This window comes from Poritiphilus flavus (genome assembly GCF_009901585.1).
GTDB lineage: Bacteria > Bacteroidota > Bacteroidia > Flavobacteriales > Flavobacteriaceae > Poritiphilus > Poritiphilus flavus.
The window spans coordinates 700,124-724,547 of sequence record NZ_WXYO01000001.1; the positions used below are offsets into that span (position 1 = coordinate 700,124).

A 24,424-nucleotide genomic window follows, 5' to 3' on the forward strand; every position below is an offset into this window, starting at 1 on the left:
AAATTATTTTGCCCTCTTCAGGAAAATCCTTTTCAGGACCTCTTTTTCCATTTTATATACTAAAGCTAAAAATACGAAAAGGAAGAGGCATCCTACTACCAAACTTCTGTTAAAAACGTAGAAGGAGAGGGCGGAGAAGATAACCGATAATCCCAGGTAAAACACTATTTTCCGGAAGTTATAGGGTACCGGATAGTACTTTCGGCCGAGTAAATATGAGAGTGTCATCATAGAGCCATAGGCCGCCAGGGTGGCTAATGCCGAGGCGTAATAGCCTATTTTCGGAATGAGGAAGACATTTAGCAAAATGGTTATTACAGCCCCTGTCATCGAAATAAAGGCCCCAAAACGCGTTCGATCCGTGACCTTGTACCATACGGAGAGGTTGTGATAGATCCCGAGACAGAAACTTGCCAAAAGTATGATGGGAACAATTGGCATTGCTTCCCAGTAATCTGAATTAGGAACCACAATGCGTTTCAGGAGGTCGGCAAAGACTACAACGGTCAATAGGATGACGCTGCCAAGGATCACAAAATAGTTGGTGATCTGAGCATAGGCTTTCTGGGGGTTCTCAGTAGATGAATGACTAAAAAAGAAGGGTTCTATTCCCAGCCTGAAAGCTGTGGCGAACAGGGTCATAAAGAGCGCTATCTTATAACAGGCCGCATACTTCCCTACTTCGCTTTCTGCTATGTCTTCGGGTAGTAGCTCCCAAAGCAATATTCGATCAAAAACCTCATTTATCGTAAACGCGATACCCGCGATCATTACCGGTAAGGCATAACGCAGCATCCGGCGCCAAATCCCCCGATTAAAGCGCAAGGGCTGCCTTGTGTATATCCCAGCCATCATAAGTAAGGTCACCGCGCTGGCCATTAGATTAGAAAGGAAGATGTAAGAAATTTCAAAGCCGGGCTGGTAAATCACATTTAGGAGGCTTTCCGGATTTGCTTCTGCCAATTTCGGTAGGAGCAACAGAAAAAAGAGGTTGAGCCCCAGGTTTATGGAAACATTAATGATCTTTACCATTGCGTATCTTATCGGGCGCTCATTTGCCCTCAGATAGGCAAAAGGAATGATCACCAGTGCATCCAGCGCCAGGATATAAATCGCAAAGCGAATGTAACGGAGATCAATGTCCAGCGACTGAGCGATAAAACCGCCAAAACTCAGCGCCAAAACCAGAAATATGAAGGTAGATGAAAGAATGGAAACCAGGGAGGTAGAAACTACCTCTTCCTTTTTCTCTTTGCCGTTGTAAAACCTGAAGAAGGCCGTTTCCATCCCATAGGCCAGGAATACATTGAAAATCGCGAACCAGGCAAAAATGATAGATACTTCACCGTACTCGTCCGTTTGAAGAACACTTACGAACAAAGGGGTAAGCAGAAAAGACAACATACGCGGCAACACAGTTGCCAGGCCATAAATAAAGGTATGTTTGAATAGTTTTTGAAACAGCCCCAAAAGCGAATACGTTAGGTAGGGATTAAAATTACGTATTTAAACCCTTGGAACAAAGCTAGTTTTTTGGGCGTCCCTTGTAAACACGGGCTGGCTTGTCTACCACACCGGATATTTTAACGTATTTGATCTTGTCATCCTGCAGGTAACTGAGTACGGCTTCGTCTTTTTGAAGATCAAAAGGGAATTCTTTGGACTTTAATTTCGGAGGCTGGTTCCCCACTTCTTTGGTGGAATCCGCATGCATGATCATGTCCGGCTTTTCCGACTTGAGTTCATACTTTGCAAGGGCGATCATTCCATTATCCTCCATCACCATGTCAATCTTCGCCATATGTCCGCGGAAATAGACGTTCTGCAGGCTTATGCCTTCATCGGGCATCTCCCGGACAGCAATGCGCAACACTCTGCCCGAACCACTTTCTGCCCGGCCGCCAATCCAATCCTGACAAATCGTAGGCCCCAGAACAAAAGGGGTAGAAGTTTCCAGTTTCTTTTGTGATGAACAGCCTCCAAGGCCCATAACCAAACTGAATAATATGTAAATAGAATATCTCATGCCGTTTTCTTACTTGCTGTAAAGATATAAAACCAAAATTGGTGCCAAACTGAAAACCCCGCAAAATGCGGGGCTTACAAGTAATTTTCCTTTATGGCGACTTAGTTGTTGAGCGCTTCTGCCCCACCAACGATCTCCAGAATTTCGTTTGTAATGGCAGCCTGTCGTGCTTTGTTATAAGTCAATTTCAACTGATCTCTCAGTTCCGTAGCGTTATCCGTAGCCTTGTGCATTGCGGTCATCCTCGCTCCGTGTTCACTGGCAAAAGAATCCCTTACCGCTTTAAAAAGCTGGGTTTTCAAAGATTTTGGGATCAGCTGCTCAACGATCTGAGCTTTGGAGGGCTCAAAAATGTAGTCGGCGCTACCTGTGTTTTCTCCTTCAATAGGTTCAAGAGGAAGGAATTGCTCCGTCATGACGGTTTGCGTAGCGGCATTCTTGAATTTGTTGTAAACCAATTCAATCCTGTCGTATTCTCCGCTAGTAAACCTTTCCATGAGATTTTCCGCGATTACCGCGACATTCTCAAAAGTAAGATCATCAAATACCGGACTGTGGTCTGAGACTACAGTGTGCTTTTTTCCCAGCAGGTCGTTTGCCTTCTTACCAATAGTCAGAAAGTCTACCTGCTTATTTCCGTAAACCTCATGTGCACGGGATACGCATTGCTTAATGATATTGGAATTGAAGGCTCCACATAGCCCTCTATTGGACGTAATGGCAACTACCAACACCTTTTCTACCTCCCGGCTGTCGGAATACTTGCTGCCGGAATCCGAGTCCAAACTGCTGCTCAAACCCTGTAGCAACTCTGTAAGCTTATCGGCATAAGGACGCATTGCAGTAATGGCATCCTGTGCTTTTTTCAACTTGGCCGCAGATACCATTTTCATGGCACTGGTAATCTGCATAGTTGAAGATACCGATGCAATCCTGTTACGTATTTCCTTTAAATTGGCCATATTTCAAGTTATGACTTAATAGTTATGGGTTATGAGTTCTAAGTTGTGAGTTTAACTCCTAACTCCTAACTCTGCACTCTTAACTGTTTAGCTGTATTTTTCCGCCAAATCCTTGCAAACGGCACTAAGGGTATCGGTAACCTCATCCGTCAGTTTTCCGGCTTTTAGCGTATCGAGTACATCCCGGTGTTTGGCGTTCAGGAATTCGATATAATCTTTCTCAAACTCCTTTACTTTTTCAACAGGCACATCTCTTAGCAAGTTTTTAGAACCGGCGTAAATTATAGCTACCTGATCTTCAACCGTAAACGGATCGTTTTGCGACTGTTTCAGGATTTCCACATTACGACGTCCCTTTTCGATAACGTTCAGTGTTGCCGCGTCCAGGTCTGAACCGAATTTGGCAAAGGCTTCCAGTTCCCTAAATTGTGCCTGGTCTAATTTCAGGGTTCCCGCAACCTTCTTCATCGACTTGATCTGAGCAGATCCACCCACACGAGAAACAGAGATACCCACGTTGATCGCAGGACGAACCCCCTGGTTGAACAAGTCCTGTTCCAGGAATATCTGACCATCCGTAATAGAAATTACGTTAGTAGGGATATAGGCCGATACGTCTCCCGCCTGTGTTTCAATGATCGGAAGTGCCGTTAGTGATCCACCACCTTTTACAAGAGGTTTTAAAGGTTCCGGCAGGTCGTTCATATTCTGGGCGATAGAGTCGTCATCAATTACCTTTGCCGCGCGCTCCAAAAGTCTTGAGTGCAGGTAGAAAACGTCCCCTGGATAAGCCTCACGCCCTGGTGGACGTCTAAGAAGCAGGGATACCTCCCTATATGCAACAGCTTGCTTGGAAAGGTCATCGTAAATGATCAGGGCCGGACGTCCGGTATCTCTGAAATACTCCCCGATCGCAGCCCCAGCAAAAGGAGCGTAAACCTGCATTGGGGCAGGGTCGGAAGCATTAGCAGCTACTATAGTAGTATAAGCCAGGGCTCCTTTGTCTTCCAAAGTCTTGGCAATAGCCGCAACTGTAGAAGCCTTCTGACCTATGGCTACATATATACAGTATACAGGACTCCCCGCATCGTAGAATTCCTTTTGATTCAGGATGGTATCGATACAAACCGTGGTTTTCCCGGTTTGGCGGTCTCCGATCACAAGCTCACGCTGACCTCTACCGATCGGGATCATGGCATCTATAGCCTTTACTCCCGTTTGGAGTGGTTCATTTACCGGCTGACGGAATATTACCCCGGGAGCTTTTCTTTCCAATGGCATTTCGTAAAGCTCACCGGATATCGCCCCTTTTCCATCGATAGGATTCCCCAGGGTATCCACTACCCGGCCAACAATACCTTCACCAACGTTGATGGAAGCAATACGTTGTGTCCGTTTAACTGTAGCTCCCTCTTTGATCTCTTTTGATGGTCCGAGGAGTACCACACCAACGTTATCTTCTTCCAGGTTAAGTACAATCCCTTCCAGGCCACCTTCAAACTCTACAAGTTCTCCGTATTGCGCATTGGAAAGCCCATATACACGGGCAATACCATCACCTACCTGCAATACTGTTCCTACTTCATCCAGGGTTGCAGTGGCTTCGAATCCTGATAATTGTTTCTTTAAGATTGCTGATACTTCAGCGGCTTTTACTTCTGCCATGGTTTCTAAATCTATGTTCTTTGAATAGTCTTTTTTGCCAGGGCTCAGACTATATACTACTCGTAAATTCTCGTTTTATACCGTTTAACTTATTAGCTATACTGGCGTCGTACTGAAGATCCCCAACGCGCAAAACAAACCCGCCGATGATCTTTTCGTCTACTTTATTTTTGATAGTTACCTTATTCCCGGTGATCTTTTCCACCTGCTTTAGCAGGTCTTTTTCCAATTCTGAGTTTAGGGGAACTGCCGTGGTCACAAAGGCGACTCCTTCTCCTTTAAGCTCTTCGTTAAGAATAATATATTTTTGAGCTACCTGTTCTAAAAGTGTGATTCGCTTATTCGCGATCAGTACTCTGATCAGGCCGTCCGTGATCGTATGGCTCCCTTGGAATTCCTCGGCCAGGATGGTCGTCTTTTTATCGCTCTTCACGATAGGGCTTGACAGCATTTCATGAAGTTCCGGATTATCCGATAGTGCCTTAAGGACCTTCCTCATATCCTTTTCCACAGCCTCAGTAGCCTTGCCTTCCAGTGCAAGGTCTAAAACCGCTTTCGCGTATCGTATGGCCGCTCTTGATTGAATCATGAGTTCCTAGTTCAATTTGATGTCACCCAACATATCTTTAACCAGCTTAAGCTGCTTGTCTTTGTTGGCCAATTGTTCTTTTATCACTTTTTCCGCGATATCTACAGAAAGGTCCGCAACCTGACTCTTAATGTCTGCAACAGCGGCTTTCTTTTCGCTTTCAATAGTCGCCTGAGCCTGTTTGATCATCTTATCAGCTTCCAGGCCAGCCTGCTCTTTTGCGTCCGAAACGATTTTATCCTTCAGTTCTCTGGCTTCTTTCAACATACTCTCTCTTTCTGCTCGGGCCTCCTTGAGGATACGCTCGTTATCTGCCTGAAGGTCTTGCATTTCCTTCCTGGCATTCTCCGCTTCGGAAAGCGCGTTCTTGATAGAATCCTCTCTGTCATTTACCGCCTTTAGGATCGGCTTCCAGGCAAATTTACCCAGTACAAAAAGTAAGATCAAAAAAGCAAGGGACGTCCAGATAATCAATCCCCATTCCGGTGTAACTAAATCCATGTTTTTTCTTTTTCTCTATTATTCTAACTTTTAAAACTGAGGTGCGGCCAACCGCAGCACCTCAGTTTTGATGTTTGTCTTAGGTAGCAAGGAAAGAAACCACAACTCCGAAAAGTGCCACCGCCTCGATAAAGGCGATAAGAACGATCGCAGAACCCTGAAGTTTACCTTGCATCTCTGGCTGACGTGCCATGGCTTCCATAGCAGCACCACCAATTTTACCCACACCGATACCACCACCAATTGCGGCCAAACCTGCACCTATAGCGGCGAAGGCTCCGTAATCAACAGCTTCTGCAGCGGCTTGTACTAATGCTAAACTCATAGTTAGAAATATTAAAAAATTAATTAATGATCATGTTCGGCTTCCAGCGCCTGTCCGAAATACAGGGCAGAAAGCATTGTAAAAATATAGGCTTGTATGGCAACTACCAGCACCTCAATAACGCTGATAAACACGGTGAAAGGAACTGAAACCAGTGCGGCCCATTCCGTATTCAGGATGAAAATCAGGGATATTAAACTCAGCACGATGACGTGCCCGGCGGTAATGTTCGCGAACAAACGTATCAGGAGCGCAATGGGCTTTACAAACATCCCAATGATCTCAATGGGCGCCAGGAACAACTTCATTGGTATAGGTAGTCCGGGCATCCACAACATATGTTTCCAATAGTATTTTTTACTGCTAAACAAGGTGATAATAAAAGTAAATACCGCCAGGGTAGCTGTAAAGGCAATATTTCCACTCAGGTTACTGCTGAAGGGGAAGAATGGAATAAGGCCGAAAATATTGTTGATCCAGATAAAAAAGAACAGCGTCAGCAGGAAAGGCATGTATTTGTGATACTTGTGCTCCCCTATATTAGGAATAGCCACCTCATCACGAATAAATACGATGATGGGTTCCAAAAACTTTCCGATGCCCGTAGGTACATTATCCGTACTCTTGCGGTAAGATCTGGCCGCGGTAAGGAAGATCAGGAAGATCACTACCATGGACAGCAGCATGGAAAAGACATTTTTGGTAATGGAAAGGTCTAATGGCCTTGAGGCATTGGTAGGATGGCTTTCAGCGTCAAAACTCACAGTGCTGGCTCCGCTATCCAGTTGATAGATCTTTTCGTGAACATTTACGAATTTTAAGCCTTTACGTTCAACAATAACCTCACCTTCAATATCGTGATGAAATGCGCTTGACATGAAGGTCACCAGACCGTTGTCTGTCCAAAGGATCACAGGAAGCGGAACCGAGACATCTCCGGCAACGTGAAATCCGTGACTATCTTTGATGTGGTGAAAGATTAACTCCTTGGTATCGAATGGTTTATCTTCTGAACTCGCCTCTTTGTCGGAAGCTGCAAAACCAAATGTAAATACGGTAAGAAATACAGCGGTAATAAAGGCCTTGAATCTGTTATTCTGCATTGAACTTTTTTATAGTAAAAACCCCTCCGAAAAATTCGCTGCAAAAATACACACATTATATTAACTGACAAACTTATAACACAGTTTGTTCAGCTTTTTTGGAGAAATTTTGAAAGGCCAAAAATTTCGAAAAACAGAAACAAAAAATAGGGGATAAAAAAATTAAAAACCTCCAGCTGAACATGAGCCGATTTTTTAAGGAAAAGCGGCAGCAAGAATACCACAGCCAGGACCATTTTCAGCAGTGTAAGTATGAGGAAAATCCTCAACATATTCTGAGGTTGAATCTCGCTGTAATACCTCAATGCAGCATAGACCCCAAAAGCCATGGCCGCATTGAAGCAATAGATGGTCCAAAGCGGAAAATAAAGTTCCCCGCTGAAGAATTGGAAAAGGATATAGTAGTGAACGGCAAACAGTATCAGAGAAAACAAAACGAGACGCACTAAGAAAAAGCCGATATCTTTTATCATTTCAATGCGATCAGTTTTCAGAATTCTTAGAAACCTGTTTGATAACAAAGTACATGGCCAGGCCAACGGAAGCCAGGGAACATATCACCGTATAGGCGCTATACTGATTCGGATAAGCCTCATCCAGTTTAACACCGGCATAGGTGCCCAGGCCGATAATCGCAATCATTTGAAATGCGATGCCGGAAAATCTGGCATATGAATTAAGCGGATTCTTTTTCTTAGGACGCTTTTGCTGGTTCATTCGTACTGCTGGAGCTACTTCTTACGGAAGATTTATAACTTCCGGAGCCGGATGCGCTGCCGCTTGACGAAGTACTGCTACTTGCTGCCGCACTGCTGCTCGTGCTTGAGCTGCTGCTAAGACCGCCCTTCCCTTTCATGGTACAGGAAGCGTTAAAGGCCGCACCGGGTTCTACTGCTAATTTTGATACTGATACGGTACCTTCTATTACCGCAGAAGCCTTGAGTGAAAGCAGATCGGAAACGAGCAATTCCCCGTTAAAACTTCCTTCGATATCCGCGTTTACACATTCTACTTTTCCGTGAATATAGCCGTCTTTACCAATGACTACTTTTCCGGAAGTTTTTACATTACCATCCAGTTTACCATCGATCCTGAAGTCTGCTTCTGAGATAATATCTCCTTTGATCTTAGTGTTCTTTTCAATTCTGTTGGGTTGTCCTCCGATTTCGTTCATAGTTCTAGGTTTTTTGTTATCTGAAAACATTTGTTATGGTTTTGGGGTTAAAATTTGATTTTTGTATTCCTGTAAATTTTTATGAACCTGGATTGTTTTGTAGTTGGAAGATAAAATTACAAAATTCTCAATATCAATCCGGTAATCCTTGTTAATTTTTAGAAGCTCCACATAACCCAGGGCAAAGTCCTTGGATCGGAAGCCGTGTACCACCACGAATTGATCTTCCAGGTTATAGATGTCCTTAGACACTATATTCTTATACTTCAGGTCTTCTATGGACTCCTCCAAACGCTTTTTCAATCTAAGGGCCGCTTCGTTATCGCTTCGTTTGAACGGGAATACTACCTTCCAGTTTCCGGTACCCTGGGAACCTGTTTCCGGACTAAAATCCTTAGGTTCCAGTTTTGGTAATTGCTCTGCAACCATCTGCTGGGCTTTCTTGCCTTCGGGATTGTTAGGGTAATTCAGGGCTACGTAATTAAGGGCCTCCTTGAACTCTGTAAAGCCTTGCAGTCTTCCAATAGCATTGGCTTTAAGCATTTCGAACTTAGGCACCACAGGGTCTCCCGTAAAGTCGTTTATGTTCTTTTCTGCCCCGGTGATCACCCGTAAAAACTCCTGTTGTTGATAGAGCTTAAAAAGTTGGGCATAGCGGGCATCCGGACTGTCTTCCGCATCCGTCAGTATGGCCTGAGGATTAAGGAGGATTTCCGCATAGCGGGAATTCGGATGGTTCTGAATGATATTCTCTTTCATTGTTTCCGCAAGCGGGCTGGCAGAAGCTTCATAGATCTTGTATAGGTTGTATTTTGATGGAAGGATCAGTCGTTCTTCAGGATCCGATGCCAATACAGCCTCCAGCTTACCAGCGGCCAGCAGATCTTCCTTAAATTTTTCTTTATAGATGAGGCCCAACTGATAATTGGCGAAGTTCCTTTCCTTGCTCAGGCTGTCAATAACGGCCACATCTGTCGGTATCTGATCCAAGTAAAAAGCCACGGAGTATTTCTGCTCTTCAGTTAGCGGCCCGGTAGCGGTGCTGTCCGAGGCAGTGGTCAGGGCTCCGCTTTCTGAAGCCGGAAGTGTTCTGGTCTTGTTGCTCCATCGCCAGTCATCTTCCAATTCGCGTTCTCCCCAGCGATTTTTGAAGTCTGTGCGTCCGTAACCCAGGGTGGTAATATTGTAAAAATAGAATTTACCCTGGTTTTCCTTACCTCCTGCGGTTTGGGCGAAAGCAGCGAAGCCGGCAGCAGCCCTTTTCTCCTGCTCGGCCGCCTTTTCTTCTGCTTCCTGCTTAAGTTTTGCAATATAATCTTCAAAATAAGCCTCCTGTTCTGCCTTAGGCATGTTATAAAGGGTGATGACACTATCTGTATACTGAACCACCTCTTCGTAGGCGATAACGTCTTCCAGGTTATCCAGTTTCTTCTTTACCGCCCTGTACTTCTTGGTATTCTCAGGCAGATTGGTCAGCACGCTGTCATAATAGGCACCGGCATCCTTATACAGGTTCTCATCAAAATTGTATTCCGCCAGGTCTTCGTAGTTCAGTGCGTTAAGCTGCCTGATGTTCCTGGTGGCCCTAAGAGATTTGTTATAGTAGACCAACCCCAGACTATCCGATCCGGTTGCCATATGATATTCGGCAATTTCCCGGTAGATCTTATCCAGGAAAGGTCTGTTCTCCCGGTTCTCTTCCAGATCTGTGAGGTACTCCAGAAGGTACTCCCTGTTTTCGTCCGTGATTTTGGTATTTTGAATTTTCTGAATATGAGCATTGATCATATAAACCCTGGGGGATTTTCTATTCAGATCAATGATCTTGTCAAAGGCATAATTGGCACTGTCTTTATGGCCAAGTTGATTGTACAACTGCCCTATGATAAAATAGTATCTGCCTTTTTCCTCATTTTTTCTGGTGTAGGCCGAAGCGATCTTCAATTGCTGAATGGCTGTGTCCGGCGCGTTGAGGTTGATGTATGCCTGAGCCATCATAGCCCTGGCGTCTGCGTATTCCTGATCTTTCAGATCTTCGTACTTCATCAAACGCTTGAGGTTCTTTATAGCCAATTCCTCATTTTCCAGTCGTATGTTGGTTTTCTCCCTCCAGATAGTCGCCTCATTTAGCTTGTTGCTTTCTACATATTTCTTCAGAACGTAGTTAAAAGCCTCCAGTGCAGGAATATAGCGTTGGTCAAAATAACGGGCTTTTCCCAACAACAGAAAGGCCTCATCTGTCTGCGGGTTTCGCTCTTCGTCTTTGATATCCATACCGTGCTTTTGTATGGCTTTGGTGGCCTTTTCTTCGGCTAATACGAAATTGGGATTGTTGTCTTCTGAATCCAGTTTGATCTCCTCGGTTACCTCCAGTCTTTCCACGGGCAAAACTTCCCAGTAGTTATCCTGATAGGAATCATTGAGTTCCTGCCTGCCCTGATCAAAAGCGATATTACCGTTATACAGCACATTGAACTTGGTGTTCAGTGCGTGCCAGTTACGGTTCATAAAAGCATCTTTTTTTGTAGAACACCCGTTGAATATTAAGCCCCCACAAAAAAATAAAAGAAGAAAAGTGTAACGAAGTTTCAAAATTAGCGGTGTTCGTTCGTATTCTTAAACTTAAAAAGAACGGGATTATTATACCATTGATCGGCAAAATTATCTTAATCTTCAGAAGGAGTAAGAAATCCGCTTTTTTAGCCTACCAGGCTGTGAGATTCTGACTGTAGTCTGCCGTACCCCTGTTGTATTTACTCTTGTAGGCCACGGGAGAAAGCCCAACGTATTTTTTGAATACGGTCCGGAAGGCTTTTTGGTCTGAATATCCCACACCGGACATTACCTCCGCGACGTTATCCTGGGTAGATTCCAGGCTGCGTTTGGCAGCCTCAACCTTCACTCTCTGAATGTATTCCAGGGGGGTGTTCTGAGTTGCTTTTTTAAATCTTCTCACAAAGTTACGTCTGCTGACAGCATAGCGGTCCGCCAGCCGCTCAACAGAGATCTTTTTAGAAACGTTCCCCTCTATATAGTCCTGTGCCTGGCGGATGGTTTCATCACTGTGGTCTTTTTGCCCCTGAAATATGGCAAACTGGTTCTGATCCACCCGATCTATTTCAATCTCAAAAAACTTGGACAGATAGATTGCCGGTTCCCTGCCACAGTATTTTTCTACCAGGTGCAACATCAGGTTCAGAAAAGAGTAGGCTCCTCCGCTGGTGTATATACCATCCTCGTCCGTAACCACCTTATTGGAAACCAGGCCCACTTCAGGATAGAGTTGCCGAAACAGATCCATTGCCGCCCAGTGGGTGGCGCATTGCTTTCCGTCTACCAAGCCGGTCTTGGCCAAAACAAAGGCGCCAAGACACATGCTTGCCACTTCCGCGTTGTGGACATTGCGTTGCCTTAGGATCCAGGGAACGAAATCCTCGTTCTCCTTGAGATCTTCCAGAAGATGGTCCGGCCTTACGGCCGGTATCAGAATGAGATCCGTTCTCTCCACCTCATCAATGGTGCTGTCACAATGGATAGAAAAAGCCCCGTCGTACAGGACCGAATCCTTTTCCAATCCCACCAGGTGTATATCAAAAAAAGGAGCCTTACCATTATAATCCTTAAGGAATTGATTGGCTGCCGAAAAGACCTTGTGAGGCCCGACCACATTACTCAAGATCGCATTCTTCTTAGGAACCAATATGCTTACGTGTTTCATAACCTTCCGTTTCTTTCAAAAATACAAGAAGCTCCTGGCACAATCAACCCCTTTAAGTGTCTTATTTGACCATTTTAAAGCCTATGTTCATTTTGTAGATTTGATCAAAAGAGCCGTTAGTCACAATGGAATTGAAAAGATTCGAATCCCTTAGAAATAAATTTTGCGAGCGCTATGAAGGGGTGACTCATGGTAAGATGATGAGCTCTCCTGCCATACATTATAAGGGAAAGGTATTTGCTTTTTTTTCCAGGAAAAAGAAAATGGTCTTTAAGCTGGGTGAAGTAGACCATCAGCTAAATCAGTTGGCAGATCTAAAGGTTTTCAGTCCATTTAAAAATAAAAAGCCCTTAACGGGTTGGTATGAATCTGACTATAAGGACCATAAATCCTGGGAAACCCTGGCTTTGCAAGCTCTGGAACATTTAAAAGGAAAGTAGATGGGCGAGAAAGGAGCTAAAATGACAAGAGAAGCCTCCCAGGTTGCCGAAGAACTGGTAAAAGGACTGGGTGGGATTGAGGGTATCTCATCAAAAAAAATGTTTGGAGGTTACGGCATATTCTGTCAGAAAAAAATGTTCGCGATGGTCAATGGAGCTGGCGAGTGTTACTTAAAACTGAATGAGGACAATAAAGCGGATTTTGATGCTTACCAGGCTCCAAAACACAACAGAATGCCCTATGCACTTGTCCCTAAAGAGGTTTTTGAAAACAAGGAATTATTATTGACCTGGGCCAATAAAGCCATAGCGCCTCCATTAAACTGAACAAAATGGTCCATATCCTGATCCCATATGAAGTAAGAGCTGAAGAAGTGGAAAATGCGAAGTCGATAATCACTGCTTTCGTCAAGGCGATTCAGGAAAATGAACCGGAAACCTTGTTCTATAAGTCATTTCAGCTTCTGGAAGACCCTACAAGATTCGTCCATGTAATGATCTTCAAAAATGAAGAGGCCAGGGAAAGACACAGTAGCTCTGCGTACTGCCGGGAATTCGCTCATAAACTGTATGCCATGTGCAAAGAAAGACCTGAACCGCAGTTCTATGCAGAGGTACATTAATCATTATATCCATATTAAACTAATCAGTTAAAAAAATGAATAAGAATCCGGAAGTGAATAAATTCCTGCAGGAACGACAGCACCCTTTAGAAAAAGAAATTCAAAAAGTTCGGGAGATCATACTGGCCTCAGACGACAGGATTGAAGAGGCCATAAAATGGAAAAGCCCCACTTTTATGTACAAAGGAAATATCGCCTCCTTCTTTATGAACGCCAAGAAATTCGTCAGCCTAATGTTTCACAAGGGCGCGCTTATCAAAGATCCTTTAAAGCTACTGGAGGGTGATGGCAAGGAGGCCAGGGTAGCCAGGTTTGAGAATATGGAAGATATCAAATCCAAACAAAAGGCACTGGAGGCCGTAATTAAGGAATGGATAGCCATGAAAGATGCCTCTTAAAAAAGTATAAATACTATGATCACCGAGAATTATTCCCAATTTTTCAAGGCACTGGCCAAAAACAATCACAAAAGCTGGTTTCACGAGAACAAGAAGAAATATGAGCAGGAGGTCAAAGCTCCATTTCTTCAGCTTCTTGAGGCCCTGATCCCCGTTTTAAGGGACTGGGATGATCGCATTCTCCCGGATCCCAAAAAGGCGCTTTTCCGCATCAACAGGGATGTGCGTTTCTCTAAGGATAAATCGCCCTACAACCTGATCATGAAGGCCGGCTTTTCTCCCAACGGCAAGAAATCCGTTTTCCCCGGTTACTATCTGGGGATAGATGCGGATAGTATTCACGTTGGGGGTGGACTTTTTATGCTACAGCCAGCAGATCTTAAGAAAGTCCGGGCGGAAATCGCCGAAAACTCAGATCGTTTCCTGCAGATTGTGGAGGCCACTTCCTTCAAAGAACGACTGGGAGACCTGTTGGGTGAGAACTCCAAGAGGCTGGACAAGGATCTGATGCCTGCCGCGGAGAAGAACCCGCTTATTTACAAAAAGCAATTCTATGCTATGGCCAGCTTACCACTGGAGGCTCATTACGGTTCCGAGAAGCTGCCAGAGATAATATTGAGCCATTTCAGGGAAATAAAGCCACTGAACGACTTTTTGAATAACGCCCTTATATAAAGACATATTAATCATTAAACAACGCAGTTATGAGCACACAGGAAGTTGCCGATAAATTGGTCGGCTATTGCAGAATGGGACAATTCACCGATGCGATCAATACGCTCTATGACGAAAACATCGTGAGTATTGAACCGGACGGAGCCCCGATGAAGGAAGTAAGGGGCCTGGAAGAAGTAAGGCAAAAAACGGAGCACTTTAACAGTATGGTTGAAGAAGTCCACGGGATGACGGTCTCGGACCCCCTGGTGGCTGATAAGTTCATCTCCATTGCCATGGAAATGGATGTGACCTTTAAAGGAGCTCCCAGAACCAAAATGTCAGAGATTTGCCTTTACAAGGTAGACAACGGTAAAATTGTATGGGAGGAATTCTTCTTTACGCCCATGAATCCTGAGGGATAATCATAGAATGGGTCTGACGCGTTAGTCACCGGTCAGACCGGAGAATTCCGCGTCAGACCTTTCTACCCGCCGAAAAAGCTTTCCAGTTCTTTTAGGGTTTCGGCCGAGGTCTGAATATCTCTTACCACCTCACCTTTATGTAGCACTACAATGCGCTCGCAAACCTCAGTGACATGAATAAGGTCGTGGCTGGAAACCAAGACCGTAACCTCGCGCTTTTGCGAAAGTTCTTTGATGATGCCTTTGAGCCTGATCTGCGTGGTTGGGTCAAGATTGGCAAAGGGTTCATCCAAGACAACCACTTCCGGATTGCCAATGAAGGACGCGACAATACCGGCCTTTTTCTGGTTTCCTTTGGAAAGGTCTCTCAAATACTTTTTCTGCCCCAGGATCTCCCCGTGAAAAAAGTCCTCAAAATTAGACAAAAGGGCATCCACATCCGCCTTGTTCTGACCTCTTAATTCACCCACAAAGTAGAAATACTCTTCGGGTGTGAGGTATCCGATAAGGAAAGACTCATCTATAAATGCCGAGGTGAAAGGTTTCCAGGATTCGCTGGTATTCACCTGCACCTCGTTATTGACAATCTTACCTGTTGTAGGTTGGATCAGATCCAGGAGCAGGCTGAAAAAAGTGGTCTTTCCGGCCCCATTGTTCCCAACCAACCCAAAACTTTGCCCTTTCGGGATCTCGAGATTTTCTATGTTCAGGACGGTCTGACTTCCGTAAGTCTTTGTCAGGTTCTGAGAGCTTATCATAGCAATGGTATTATCAGTTTATCTTTTGTTTAAACCCACTTATCATATCGTATTTCTTTGCCCTGTATATTTCTGTTATATGGGACATCAGCGGTTTTCTGAAGGCCAGCCCGATGAGCCCCAAAATGGTAAAAACGGCAAGGGCAATTTCAAAGGAAATAAGGAACTTCAGGCCCAAATACATCAGGCAGGGAACAAGCATCAGCGGAATAAGTACTAAAAATTGTGTTGCGCTGGTGCCCTGCATGTTTCCAATAGCGCTCTTGTCCAGATCAATGCGTTTTTTATTCATAGATCCGAAGTAGAGGATCAGTGGAATATTCACTCCCAGGTTATATATCGCGCATGCGAAGTTGATAGCCAGGGCCTGCCAGCCAAAGTATACGTACGGAATAGAAAGTAGAAACATGACCACCACACTAACCGAGATCAATCCTGCTTTAGATTCCAGATATTTCCGCAAGGGAATGTTCTGGGCCATGATCATGCTGTAGTACTCACTGTCCCATGCCGGGATGAACTGCCCGAAGTTAGACAGGAAGATCCCCGTCATAAATATGCCCACAAAGACGTATATGGTAGAGGTAGCGCCATAACTATCCGCAAAATAGAAGATCAGGCCGTAGAAAATCATACCCAATGAAATATAAACCTGGGTCTTGGTGCGTTTGTTCCTCCAGATAAGCTTCAGGTCCAGTTGCAGGTATGGGGCAATATCCCCGAATTTCTTTGTCCAGGCGAGATCGGAGGTCACAGCTTCCTTGACCTTTTTCTTCAGTGTGGAGTCCAGATAGATCTTATCCCGCAGAAAGCGGTAATTCAGCCAGTAAAAAAGTAGAGCCAAGGCGATGGGCACTAAGCAAAACAGTGGATTCTGGTACAAGAGGTAAAACAGCTCTCCTGCAAAAGCATTAACGGGCAGCAGACTGAAATACTCCAAAAAATAGAGGCTTATCAGTATCGCTGCCAGAGCTATAAGTACTTTGTCGCTTTTATTGATCAGGAAATTAACGAAGTTCAGTGTCAATGTAATTCCCAATATGGATATGATCCAAAACACAAGGTTCCACAGCGGGTATCCCTTGGTAAGCAAAACCACCGCAAAAGGCACGAACAGGAAAAGGGACATGAAATTGTAAAAAGACAGGGCAGACTTGCCTAAAACGAAGTGTGTTATGGAGCTTTTAGGAACCGGTAATGTGAGAAACGGTTTGATGTTCATCACCGGCAGCTTCTGCATAAAATACCTAAAAAAAAGTTCAATCAGTATCCAGTACAAAAAGTACTCACTTACCTTTTGGACCGGGTCTGCTCCGGGAAATGCCTTTTCCAGGATGAAATAGAGCATCACTCCCAATAAGCCGAGATAGAGCAGCATCATTGCTGCGAAAATTCCCATGATCACTTTAACCGCGGTGTCTTTACCAAGACTTGCCGATCGGAAAAAGGCTTTCCATTGAAGATTTACGAAATGTCTGAACATCGGGTTGATGAATTAGCCAATGAGTTAGTAGAAATATGGAGAATTTTGTTACAAGCTTAAGGTATTTTTTCGATTTCTCATGCCCAATACGCCGGTCTTTAGTAGATTTGCGGGAAAATTGCGAAAATGGCGAATTTTTATCCCCTAACGGTAAGCAAAGTAAAGTCACTTACCCCAAATGCGGTTGCCGTAACTTTTGATATTCCGGAGCAGCATCTGGAGACTTTCAAGTTCCTGCCTGGACAATACATAACCATTAAAAAAGAAATTGGCGGAAAGGAATTACGCCGCGCATATTCTATAAGCTCCTCACCGGAGAAAAGCAGTATCACTATCGGGATCAAAAAAGTGGATGGCGGTGGTTTTTCCGATTATGCCAATACGCAATTGGCCGAGGGAGAGGTTCTTGAGGTGATGCCTCCGGAAGGAAGGTTTATTTATGATCCTACCAGCGGTTCCGGCCATATCTCGGCATTCGCCGCTGGAAGCGGTATCACTCCGATCATGAGTATTTCCAGGGCTGTATTGGAAAAAGATCCCCAAAGTACTTTTGTGCTGGTCTATGGGAACCAATCCTTCCAGGAAACCATGTTTTTTGAGGAATTAAAAGGTTTAAAGTCGGATTATCCCGATCGGTTTTTTCTTTATTACGTTCTGAGTCGGGCACGGGAAGACGACGCTCTTTTCGGTAGAATAGATTCGGCTACCGTAAATTACATCTTCAAAAACAAGCACAAGGACCTGGATTTTAGTGCTCATTATCTTTGTGGCCCGGAGCCTATGATACATCTGGTATCCGACAAATTGAAAGAAAACGGCGTAGCGGAACAGAAGATATTCTTCGAGTTATTCACCAGTACGGAAACGGAAGATGAAGCTCTTGAGATCCCAGAGGGACAAACTGAACTTAGGGTTGTCCTGGACGATGAGGAATATTCTCTTAAAATGGATCGGAAATCCGTGGTTCTGGATGCGGTGCTCAATGAAAATATTGACGCCCCCTATTCCTGCCAGGGTGGAGTCTGTAGTACCTGTATTGCCAGGATAATCGAGGGCAAGGCAGAGATGGAAAAAAATCAGATCTTAACGGATAGCGAAATAGCAGAAGGTTTCGTGCTCACCTGCCAGGCTCACCCTACCACTCCGGTGTTGAAGGTAGACTATGACGATGTCTAAACGCTTTTAGTCATGGCACTAAAGCTCATTTATATAGCCAATATTGTGGTCGCTGGCTGGATCAGCATCCTAAGCCTGTTCTTTCCCAGGAAAGCCCTCGCCACAGTTTTCCAAAATGCATTTCAGTATTCCGAAGCCATAAGATTGGTTGGAGCGCTTTGGGGTGCCATTTTTGTACTTTCCATATTGGGTCTTTTCTACCCCAAGAAAATGGCGCTGGTACTGGTTTTCCAGCTGATTTACAAAAGTTCCTGGTTGCTTTTTGTGGCTATTCCGGCTATAGTTAATACTCAGCCTTATCCCAAAGGGATGGCGGTATTTTTCGTGGTTTGGTGTGTGATCTTACCCTTTGTCATTCCCTGGAAAGAATTGTTTCCAGGACTCTAGAGGCGTGCTCATAGCCAATTTCATAGGCCTTCTCTATCCCCGTTTTGTCCAGCACACCAATATCTTCCAGTTCCGTGGGTTCCAGGGCCAGATCGCAGTTTCGCAATTTGTCTTTCCCGGAGGCATAAATCATCAGGCCGGTTACCCGTCCTGCCAGTTGCAATGCATTCTTCAATCCCTTTTTTTCTACATATCCGGCAATGGAAACGTTACTACCGATAACAAAATCCACAGTATCCGGAAGGTATTCCTTAGGAAAATTATTCATGATACCCCCATCGGCATACAAAACCCCGTCTATATCCACAGGACTGAATACCGGAGGCAGAGCAGCCGAGGCCAGCAAGGGCTTGATCAGCGCACCGCTTGAGAACAACTTCTCCTTTCCGGCCTGGAGGTCCGTGGCGACTACAAAGAGTTCTTTTTCCAAAGCCTCGAATTGATCTTCCGGAAAATACCCCTTGAAAATGGAGAAGTAACGATCCGTATCCAAAAATCCGGGTTTGTTAATGGTAAAAAAATTGTATTTGAAGAGTGGGGTTTCCTTAAAGAATGCCAGCATCTCATCCGTGCTGTTACCATTGGAATACAGGGCACCTACCAGGGCTCCCACACTGCTTCCAGAAACAGCGGTAACCTCAAGCTGGTGTTCCTTAAGGGCTTTGATAAGACCGATATGGGCCATGCCTCGAACACCGCCTCCAGAGAGCACCAAACCGATGGACTTTGAATTCGCAAGGGATCTTTTCATTGACTGCAGTTTCCTGTACCAATATCAAATATGGTTGGATTATAGGCATTGCCCTGCACATCGTAAAGACCCATCAGACCATTTTTTTCAACCAAATTCTGTAATCCACAGAAGTCGCTCAGCAGGTCATTTCCGGTAATGGTCAGGTCAAACCGAATGGAGTTTAAGGTCTGTAAGCCATTGAGGTTGCTTAGGTTGTCATTGTTTATAATCTCAACAGCACCAGTAATATCAGTCACTCCGGACAGATTATCAAGATGTAGCAGCGAGGGATTGTCCGTAATGCTAAGACTACGGGGGCTAAAAACACTCGGAAGCCCATTAAAACTTTGTAAAAGCGGGTTGTTTCTAATGCGCAAAGTATTAGCCTCAGTAAGGACCTGAAATCCCTCAAGGTCCTCCAAAGCAGTATTAATTACTCCAAGAATTCTGACCTCTGCAAGGTTTTGAAAACCGTTTACATTAGAAAGCGCAACATTATCCGTCAGAAACAGATTTGTTGAATATGTAATTCCCGAAAACCCTTTTATACTGCTTAAATTTTGGTTGTTTTCAATATTCAGGTTTGCATTAACACGGGAAATTCCATTAAATCCGCCTATACTGCTTAAGCTCTCGTTAGAGGCTATATTTAACTCTCCGGATACGGAAGTCAGGCTCTCAAATCCATCCAGGTTTTGCAGGGCCGCATTATCGGTTATCCAGATATCTTCAGAGACACTCTCAAGTTTATTTAGCTGCTCTACAGTGGTTAAGGAAGTGTTTTCGCGAATTGACAAATAACCGTCTATTTGGGCAAGATTCTGTAATCCATCAAGACTAGTCAGATTGTCGTTAGACCATATGGTTAAACCTATTGTACTATCGGAACCAAAAGAACTGACATTTTCTAATCCCTTAAGGTCGATTAAGTTATCATTGCCCCTTACAGTAAGGCCATATGTAAAGGAGTTCACATTGCGTAAACCTTCAATATCGGATAGCATTGGATTGTCACGTATATTGGCTTCTTCCAAAGCGGTGATATTCTGCAATCCCTCTATATCTGTTAAAACTTCGTTGTTTTCAATATTTACTGTACCGATAGCAGCGCTTAGTCCGCTTAGTCCGTCAATGTTTTCAAGAGAAGGGTTACCTTTTACAGATATGTTGAGTTTATTGGCAGTTTTAGAATTTCTAAGTCCGTCTATATTCGCCAGGGCTGCATTATTCTCTATGACTAAGCTTCCGAATCGCTCAATTCCTTCAAGGCCATCAAGATTGGTAAGCACCGGATTGTTGCTTATTGTTATTATCTCTCTTACATTCGGGAGATTGCTTAAGCCAGAAATGTCCGTTAAGGTAGCATTGTCCTTAATCGTCAGATAACCCCCTATAGAATCAATTTTCTGGAAACCATCTAAGTTTTGCAGTTTTGGGTTGTTGGCAATGTCCAGACTAAATCTCACCAGCGTAACGTTATCCAATCCGTCTATGCTGACCAGCTCCAGATTATTCCTGATTTTTATACTGCCCGGGCCAACAGAGGTTAAGCTTTCCAAGGCATCCAGGTTGGTAATAGATGAATTCTCTTCAGATGGGTCCCCAATATATAAGTTACCCACTAAGCTGGTACAATTATTTGCGCCAAAATTATCAACTTCTTCCTGTGTTCTCAGGGTTACACTGCCATCACAGGTCACGCCCGTTGGAACTTCCTCTTCCTTAGGAGGATCCGTATCATCACTTGTACTACAGCCTATACAGGTGATAGCTATGGCGATTATCAAACTTAACTTTTTCATAAATCTTTTTTTCCTGTTGATATCAGCAAATCATTAACCTTCCGCTTCACATAGGGAACGCAAGATCTCACAAAATATTGAAAACGTTTCTGACAAAAATCACTGTAAGCAAATATAGGTTTTAGGCAGTATGATTTCAGTCTTATAAACCATACAATATTCGCATTTTAAAACGGCGATCAATTATAAGAGGCAGATGATCTCCGGGGCTCGAAATGAGCAATTTGAAATATTATAGAACGAATTAAGAGCCTGCCTTGTAATGAAAAAAAATGGCCGCCGACCAAAGTGATGCGGGTAATTATCGTAAGTTTACGAAGGAATACTATAGTTCGATGAGACAAGTTGGGGTCCATAACACTACTACAGCCGTTCTGATCTTTGCAAATTCTTCCAGTCATGAGGTTAGGAGCAAAAGAATTGTAAATGGAGGGAATCTCTTTGACGAACTCACCCGGCAAACCGTTCGCATGGTTGAAAGATCCGGGCTTCCTTACTTCCTGGTGACGGAAAAACAGCAAAAGGGCGATACTTTTGGATCCCGATTTACCAATGCGGTAGAAGAGATTTTCCAGCAAGGGTATCAGCATGTGATCACCCTGGGTAATGATACCCCCGGACTCAAAAGGTCTCAATTGGCCCGTGCGACAGAACTACTCGCTGAAGGGCAGACTGTCTTAGGTCCGTCCGCCGATGGTGGATTTTACCTGTTGGGGATTTCCCGTTCGGAATTCCAACCGCGGCAATGGGCTACCCTCCCCTGGCAAAGCGCGGATCTCAGAGAGGCATTTATTTCAAAAGCCCTAAAGTCTGATACTGCCATCTGTCAACTGGAGGTACTTTCAGACATAGATTCCCTGGAGGATATCCGAAATCTTGCCGGGCAGTTTTTTGGGTTTTCCAAAGACCTCATCCGCGCACTTTCCAAGGTATTACACAACTGCATATACATTCCTTTTCGACCCAATCTACATCCCAGTAAAGTATTTCTTCATCTCGACTACAACAAAGGCTCTCCCTTCATTAACCGCTAGGAGATCCGTATAAGGCCATTCGCCTCATTTCCCAATTCACCTTTTTGGTGCCCTTCCCGCTTGGACGGTATAGCCGGGATCCTAACTATTTATGAATTCAAAAAAATTAAAAAATGGCAAACAGTTATTACGATCCGGCTGACCTCAGAAAGTTTGGCAAGATCACGGAATGGAGCGAAGAGATCGGAAATAAATTTTTCGACTATTACGGGAAAGTGTTCGAAGAAGGAGCGCTTTCCGCAAGAGAAAAGTCGCTGATCGCCCTTGCAGTAGCCCATGTGGTAAAATGTCCTTATTGCATTGACGCCTACACCAAAGATGGTCTGCAAAGGGGAATTACCAAGGAGGAAATGATGGAAGCCGTACACGCCGGGGCCGCTATAGAAAGTGGCGCCACCCTGGTGCACGGGGTTCAGATGATGAACAAATACAATAAACTATCGATGTAAGCAGGATGACCGCTGAGTTTTTGGACCTACCAGCATCCGATTATTCAGCTAATGCTCCTTCTTAAGAAAACTATTATGGCCACAAAATCACTAAAAGCCAGGCAGGTAGAACTGGCGGAGAATGATACCCAATTAGACATCCTGAACGGAGGTATTTTTGCCGATGGCGAATTACCTTATTTTAAGGATAAGATCGCCGAGATAGGGCAGTTTCCACTAAGGCCCAAAAAGCTGGAGATTCTTCAGATAAATGTGGGTTATATGTGCAATCAGGTATGCGAACACTGCCACGTGGATGCAGGACCTGACCGAAAAGAGATCATGACCAGGGAAACTATGGAGCAATGCCTGGAGGTAATCCGCAATACCGGCGCCCATACCCTGGACCTTACCGGAGGGGCCCCGGAAATGAACCCGAATTTTCGCTGGTTTGTAGAAGAAGCTGCCAAGGCCGGGATCCGGGATTTTATCGTTAGATCCAATCTAACGATCATGCGTGCAAACAAAAAGTATTACGACCTCCCGCAGTTCTTTAAGAAACACCGGGTGCATGTAGTTTCTTCCATGCCGCACTACACCCGTGGTAAAACGGATAAACAAAGAGGAGATGGGGTTTTTGACAAGTCCATAAAAGCGCTCCAGGAATTGAATGCCGTGGGTTACGGGCTTCCGGACAGTGAATTGAAACTGGATCTGGTTTACAATCCATCCGGGGCCTATTTGCCCGGAGACCAGGCCGCCCTTGAAAGAGATTTTAAAAAGGCCCTGATAGAGGATTTTGGGATCCATTTCCACAACTTATTTGCCATTACCAATTTGCCTATCGCCCGTTTTCTGGACTATCTGATCGCCTCCGAAAACTATGAAGATTATATGTACGCCCTGGTGGATGCCTATAATCCGGCTGCTGTTGCGAATGTCATGTGCACCAATACGATCTCGGTTAGCTGGGACGGTTGGTTGTACGACTGTGACTTTAACCAGATGCTGGGCCTTAAGGTAGCCAGCAAGGTAAAACACATTGCGGATTACAACGAAGACCTATTGAACAACAGGAACATCATAATCTCCCAGCATTGCTATGGTTGTACCGCAGGGGCGGGAAGCAGCTGCCAGGGGACGGTGGCCTGATTTTGTATCTATTTTAGTCATGGTAGATGAAGACAGGACTAATTAAGGTCGATAAGCGACAGAATAAACCGACTAAGTGGTCTGTCGACAATTCGGTGAAATTCATTGTATTCAGGTATTTTGACAGTTTATCGACTTTTATGGTCGTACAACTTTGAAAAATGGGCGGCGGCAGCATTCGAGGGTTCTTTGTAATAGACTTGTTAGTCTGTTTTAACGATAAACCCAAATCTAATGGACAAGAACCTAAAGCGCATGGCCACCATGCAAAGAATGCAGGTAACCGGCCTGGAGCTATTCTACAAGCAGGGCTACTACAACACCAGCATTGACGATATCCTAAAGGAGCTCTCCCTATCTAAAGGTGCATTTTACCATCATTTTGAATCCAAGGAGGATTTCTTCATTCAAATCGTGGAGAATCTGGTGGTACGCAAGATGTACAGTATGCTCATTGAGCCCATAGAAGGTCCTGACAATCCTCTGGAACTTATTACCAACTGTTTTGAAAATGCTCTTGAGACAGCTGTTCACAACGAGCTTGATTTCGGATTTGTCCTGGGTAATTTCCTCAACGAGTTCAATGGCAGGAACCCAAAAATAATGAAACACCTTAGCGACATTATCAAAGTTTGGGAGGTGAACCTGGTTTCATCCATTCAACGCGGTAAGTTCAACGGATATGTGAATCGCCATATAGACAGTGAAGGAGTTGCTGTGTTCTTAATGAGCTCTTATATCGGAATACGTACTTTTATGGTAGAGAATGCCCCCAGTGCAAGAAAGTACCGTTTTATGACTCAGATCAGGCAATACTTTAAGTCTATCGCCACAAAAGAAGGTGCCTATAACTAAGAACTACTTCCAA

At 44.4% G+C, this 24,424-nt stretch carries 28 protein-coding genes and 1 pseudogene; 13 read left to right on the forward strand and 16 right to left on the reverse strand.

What is annotated here, in order from left to right; all coding sequences use genetic code 11:
* Positions 1-3 precede the first annotated feature (3 nt).
* From GTQ38_RS02890 to atpB, 8 genes are all read right to left on the reverse strand, one after another.
* Positions 4-1,470 carry a lipopolysaccharide biosynthesis protein gene (locus GTQ38_RS02890; protein WP_161433781.1) on the reverse strand — a complete coding sequence of 489 codons (1,467 nt, stop codon included), beginning with the start codon at positions 1,468-1,470 and terminating at the stop codon, positions 4-6.
* Positions 1,471-1,525: 55 nt separating this feature from the next.
* Positions 1,526-2,026, reverse strand: coding sequence for a hypothetical protein (locus tag GTQ38_RS02895; RefSeq protein WP_161433783.1), 501 nt, complete (start codon positions 2,024-2,026; stop codon positions 1,526-1,528).
* A 101-nt stretch (positions 2,027-2,127) separates the two neighbouring features.
* Entirely contained in the window at positions 2,128-2,988 is an 861-nt protein-coding gene (gene atpG, locus GTQ38_RS02900) for an ATP synthase F1 subunit gamma (RefSeq protein ID WP_161433785.1), read from the reverse strand.
* 87 nt (positions 2,989-3,075) lie between these two features.
* Entirely contained in the window at positions 3,076-4,653 is a 1,578-nt protein-coding gene (gene atpA / locus GTQ38_RS02905; RefSeq protein WP_161433787.1) for a F0F1 ATP synthase subunit alpha, read from the reverse strand.
* Between the two features lie 49 nt (positions 4,654-4,702).
* Positions 4,703-5,242, reverse strand: a complete 540-nt coding sequence (gene atpH / locus GTQ38_RS02910) for an ATP synthase F1 subunit delta (RefSeq protein ID WP_161433789.1) — start codon at positions 5,240-5,242, stop codon at positions 4,703-4,705.
* Between the two features lie 6 nt (positions 5,243-5,248).
* Complete coding sequence (locus tag GTQ38_RS02915; protein ID WP_161433791.1) at positions 5,249-5,743, reverse strand: F0F1 ATP synthase subunit B; 495 nt, start codon at positions 5,741-5,743, stop codon at positions 5,249-5,251.
* Between the two features lie 79 nt (positions 5,744-5,822).
* Positions 5,823-6,068 (reverse strand): ATP synthase F0 subunit C, encoded by a 246-nt coding sequence (gene atpE, locus GTQ38_RS02920; protein WP_161433793.1) that lies wholly within the window; start codon positions 6,066-6,068, stop codon positions 5,823-5,825.
* 23 nt (positions 6,069-6,091) lie between these two features.
* Positions 6,092-7,171, reverse strand: a complete 1,080-nt coding sequence (atpB, locus tag GTQ38_RS02925; RefSeq protein WP_161433795.1) for a F0F1 ATP synthase subunit A — start codon at positions 7,169-7,171, stop codon at positions 6,092-6,094.
* A gap of 182 nt (positions 7,172-7,353) precedes the next feature.
* On the opposite strand from atpB, the gene GTQ38_RS02930 reads away from it, so the two are divergent.
* Entirely contained in the window at positions 7,354-7,620 is a 267-nt protein-coding gene (locus GTQ38_RS02930; RefSeq protein WP_161433797.1) for a hypothetical protein, read from the forward strand.
* A gap of 34 nt (positions 7,621-7,654) precedes the next feature.
* Here GTQ38_RS02930 and GTQ38_RS02935 read toward each other — a convergent pair whose 3' ends face one another.
* From GTQ38_RS02935 to GTQ38_RS02950, 4 genes and pseudogenes are all read right to left on the reverse strand, one after another.
* Positions 7,655-7,888, reverse strand: a complete 234-nt coding sequence (locus GTQ38_RS02935) for an AtpZ/AtpI family protein (RefSeq protein ID WP_161433799.1) — start codon at positions 7,886-7,888, stop codon at positions 7,655-7,657.
* 67 nt (positions 7,889-7,955) lie between these two features.
* Positions 7,956-8,375 (reverse strand): annotated as a pseudogene (locus GTQ38_RS02940) (bactofilin family protein); the annotation flags it as partial.
* Positions 8,376-8,378: 3 nt separating this feature from the next.
* On the reverse strand, positions 8,379-10,937 hold the full coding sequence (gene porW / locus GTQ38_RS02945) for a type IX secretion system periplasmic lipoprotein PorW/SprE (protein WP_161433803.1): 2,559 nt from the start codon (positions 10,935-10,937) through the stop codon (positions 8,379-8,381).
* 112 nt (positions 10,938-11,049) lie between these two features.
* Complete coding sequence (locus GTQ38_RS02950) at positions 11,050-12,063, reverse strand: GlxA family transcriptional regulator (RefSeq protein ID WP_161433805.1); 1,014 nt, start codon at positions 12,061-12,063, stop codon at positions 11,050-11,052.
* 125 nt (positions 12,064-12,188) lie between these two features.
* Here GTQ38_RS02950 and GTQ38_RS02955 point away from each other — a divergent pair, with 125 nt between their 5' ends.
* From GTQ38_RS02955 to GTQ38_RS02980, 6 genes are read left to right on the forward strand one after another with little or no spacing between them, the layout of a single operon-like run.
* A complete protein-coding gene (locus GTQ38_RS02955; RefSeq protein ID WP_161433807.1) occupies positions 12,189-12,503 on the forward strand; it encodes a hypothetical protein in 315 nt (104 codons plus the stop codon).
* Positions 12,504-12,830 (forward strand): TfoX/Sxy family protein, encoded by a 327-nt coding sequence (locus GTQ38_RS02960; protein ID WP_161433809.1) that lies wholly within the window; start codon positions 12,504-12,506, stop codon positions 12,828-12,830.
* Between the two features lie 5 nt (positions 12,831-12,835).
* Positions 12,836-13,126 (forward strand): putative quinol monooxygenase, encoded by a 291-nt coding sequence (locus tag GTQ38_RS02965; RefSeq protein WP_161433811.1) that lies wholly within the window; start codon positions 12,836-12,838, stop codon positions 13,124-13,126.
* 35 nt (positions 13,127-13,161) lie between these two features.
* Positions 13,162-13,524: a DUF1801 domain-containing protein gene (locus GTQ38_RS02970; protein WP_161433813.1), complete on the forward strand. Its 363-nt coding sequence runs from the start codon at positions 13,162-13,164 to the stop codon at positions 13,522-13,524.
* Between the two features lie 15 nt (positions 13,525-13,539).
* On the forward strand, positions 13,540-14,199 hold the full coding sequence (locus GTQ38_RS02975) for a DUF2461 domain-containing protein (protein ID WP_161433815.1): 660 nt from the start codon (positions 13,540-13,542) through the stop codon (positions 14,197-14,199).
* Positions 14,200-14,228: 29 nt separating this feature from the next.
* Complete coding sequence (locus GTQ38_RS02980) at positions 14,229-14,603, forward strand: nuclear transport factor 2 family protein (protein ID WP_161433817.1); 375 nt, start codon at positions 14,229-14,231, stop codon at positions 14,601-14,603.
* A 62-nt stretch (positions 14,604-14,665) separates the two neighbouring features.
* Here GTQ38_RS02980 and GTQ38_RS02985 read toward each other — a convergent pair whose 3' ends face one another.
* The gene (locus tag GTQ38_RS02985; protein WP_161433820.1) at positions 14,666-15,361 is read right to left on the reverse strand and encodes an ABC transporter ATP-binding protein; all 696 of its coding nucleotides are present in this window, start codon (positions 15,359-15,361) and stop codon (positions 14,666-14,668) included.
* 13 nt (positions 15,362-15,374) lie between these two features.
* Positions 15,375-16,844, reverse strand: a complete 1,470-nt coding sequence (locus GTQ38_RS02990) for a DUF5687 family protein (protein WP_161433822.1) — start codon at positions 16,842-16,844, stop codon at positions 15,375-15,377.
* A gap of 126 nt (positions 16,845-16,970) precedes the next feature.
* Between GTQ38_RS02990 and GTQ38_RS02995 the strand changes: the two genes are divergently transcribed.
* Both GTQ38_RS02995 and GTQ38_RS03000 read left to right on the forward strand, forming a co-directional pair.
* A complete protein-coding gene (locus GTQ38_RS02995) occupies positions 16,971-18,020 on the forward strand; it encodes a ferredoxin--NADP reductase (RefSeq protein WP_161433824.1) in 1,050 nt (349 codons plus the stop codon).
* A 12-nt stretch (positions 18,021-18,032) separates the two neighbouring features.
* The gene (locus tag GTQ38_RS03000; RefSeq protein WP_161433826.1) at positions 18,033-18,407 is read left to right on the forward strand and encodes a hypothetical protein; all 375 of its coding nucleotides are present in this window, start codon (positions 18,033-18,035) and stop codon (positions 18,405-18,407) included.
* On the opposite strand, the gene GTQ38_RS03005 is transcribed toward GTQ38_RS03000, so the two are convergent.
* Together GTQ38_RS03005 and GTQ38_RS03010 are read right to left on the reverse strand one after the other, a co-directional pair.
* Positions 18,373-19,158 carry a patatin-like phospholipase family protein gene (locus GTQ38_RS03005; protein ID WP_161433827.1) on the reverse strand — a complete coding sequence of 262 codons (786 nt, stop codon included), beginning with the start codon at positions 19,156-19,158 and terminating at the stop codon, positions 18,373-18,375. The two genes, GTQ38_RS03000 and GTQ38_RS03005, sit on opposite strands and share 35 nt — an antisense overlap.
* Positions 19,155-20,942 (reverse strand): autotransporter outer membrane beta-barrel domain-containing protein, encoded by a 1,788-nt coding sequence (locus tag GTQ38_RS03010; protein WP_161433829.1) that lies wholly within the window; start codon positions 20,940-20,942, stop codon positions 19,155-19,157. The genes GTQ38_RS03005 and GTQ38_RS03010 overlap by 4 nt, the downstream gene beginning before the upstream one ends.
* A gap of 272 nt (positions 20,943-21,214) precedes the next feature.
* Here GTQ38_RS03010 and GTQ38_RS03015 point away from each other — a divergent pair, with 272 nt between their 5' ends.
* The 4 genes from GTQ38_RS03015 to GTQ38_RS03030 all read left to right on the forward strand — a co-directional run bounded on the left by GTQ38_RS03015 (position 21,215) and on the right by GTQ38_RS03030 (position 24,411).
* Positions 21,215-21,976: a TIGR04282 family arsenosugar biosynthesis glycosyltransferase gene (locus GTQ38_RS03015; protein WP_161433831.1), complete on the forward strand. Its 762-nt coding sequence runs from the start codon at positions 21,215-21,217 to the stop codon at positions 21,974-21,976.
* A 113-nt stretch (positions 21,977-22,089) separates the two neighbouring features.
* Complete coding sequence (locus tag GTQ38_RS03020; protein ID WP_106144907.1) at positions 22,090-22,425, forward strand: arsenosugar biosynthesis-associated peroxidase-like protein; 336 nt, start codon at positions 22,090-22,092, stop codon at positions 22,423-22,425.
* A 75-nt stretch (positions 22,426-22,500) separates the two neighbouring features.
* Positions 22,501-23,556 (forward strand): arsenosugar biosynthesis radical SAM (seleno)protein ArsS, encoded by a 1,056-nt coding sequence (arsS, locus tag GTQ38_RS03025; RefSeq protein WP_161433833.1) that lies wholly within the window; start codon positions 22,501-22,503, stop codon positions 23,554-23,556.
* Between the two features lie 234 nt (positions 23,557-23,790).
* A complete protein-coding gene (locus GTQ38_RS03030; RefSeq protein WP_161433835.1) occupies positions 23,791-24,411 on the forward strand; it encodes a TetR/AcrR family transcriptional regulator in 621 nt (206 codons plus the stop codon).
* Positions 24,412-24,424 lie beyond the last annotated feature (13 nt).